Source organism: Actinoplanes sp. NPDC051633 (assembly GCF_040681735.1).
GTDB lineage: Bacteria > Actinomycetota > Actinomycetes > Mycobacteriales > Micromonosporaceae > Actinoplanes.
In genome coordinates, this window is the sequence record NZ_JBFAZH010001716.1 from 1 (window position 1) to 1203 (window position 1203).

Genomic DNA, 1203 nt, shown 5'->3' on the forward strand with positions numbered 1-1203 from the left:
GCCGGTCCAGCTCACGCCGGTAGACCTGCACCTCGGCGGGGGTGATGAGCTGGTCGACGGTGAGGAAGCCGTCGCGCTCGAACCCCTCCAGCTCGGCCGCCTGGATCGGGCCCGGCGTGTCCGGGGAACCCCAGACGACCGGGTCCTTGCGCGGGATGCGGACCTCGGTCGCGCCGCGGCTCGGGTACAGGTCGGTGGGGGTGGTGGTGAGCGTGGTCATGGTCCTCACACCTCCTCGGGCTCGGTGAGCAGCGGGTAGACGCCGTTCTCGTCGTGGTCCTCCCGGCCGGTCACGGGCGGGTTGAACACGCAGATGCAGCGGAAGTCCTCCTTCACCCGCAGCGTGTGGCGCTCGTGCCCGTTCAGCAGGTACATGGTGCCGGGCGTGATGGTGTACACCTGCCCGTCCTCGTGGTCGGTCAGTTCGGCCTCGCCCTCGGTGCAGACGACGGCCTCGATGTGGTTGGCGTACCACATCGACGTCTCGGTCCCGGCGTACAGGACCGTCTCGTGCAGGGAGAAGCCGACCCGCTCCTTGGCGAGCACGATGCGCTTGCTCTCCCAGGTACCCGATTTGGCCTTCACATGCCGGTCGGTGCCCTCGACGTCCTTGAACGAACGGACGATCACGGTGTCTCCTCCTCTTTACTGGCCGGTCAGACGGCCTGGCTGGTCTGGCTGGTCAGGGGTCTGGCTGGTCGGCCTCGTGCCGGTCAGGCGGTCTCGCGGACGGCGCGGGCGAGGATGCTCAGGCCCTCGTCCAGCTCCTGCGGGGTGATGGTCAGCGCGGGCAGCAGCTTGACGACCTCGCCCTGCGGGCCGGACGTCTCGATCAGCAGCCCCAGCTCGAAGGCGCGCTTGGCCACCCGCGACGCGCGGTCGCTGTGGTGGAACTCCAGGCCCCACACCAGCCCGCGCCCGCGGTACTCCTTCACGTCGGCGAGGTTCTCCTCGGTGATGGAGATCAGCTCGCGCTCGATCTGCTCGCCGCGCGTGCGGGTCTGCTTCTCCATCGCGGCGCCGTCGGCCCAGTACGTCTCCAGCGCGGCCGTCGCGGTGACGAACGCCGGGTTGTTGCCGCGGAAGGTGCCGTTGTGCTCGCCCGGCTCCCAGATGTCCAGCTCCGGCTTGAACAGGCACAGCGACATCGGCAGGCCGTAGCCGGAGATCGACTTGGAGACCGTCACGATGTCCGGGGTGATC

At 69.2% G+C, this 1203-nt stretch carries 3 protein-coding genes; all 3 read right to left on the minus strand.

The features are described from left to right. Positions 1 to 220, minus strand: a 220-nt coding sequence (locus AB0M20_RS44605) for a hypothetical protein (protein WP_364307657.1), incomplete at its 3' end; no start/stop codon positions are given. A gap of 5 nt (positions 221 to 225) precedes the next feature. Next, on the minus strand, positions 226 to 630 hold the full coding sequence (locus AB0M20_RS44610; protein ID WP_359704575.1) for an ectoine synthase: 405 nt from the start codon (positions 628 to 630) through the stop codon (positions 226 to 228). A gap of 83 nt (positions 631 to 713) precedes the next feature. Further along, on the minus strand, positions 714 to 1203 hold a 490-nt coding region (locus AB0M20_RS44615; protein ID WP_364307659.1), incomplete at its 5' end, for an aminotransferase class III-fold pyridoxal phosphate-dependent enzyme.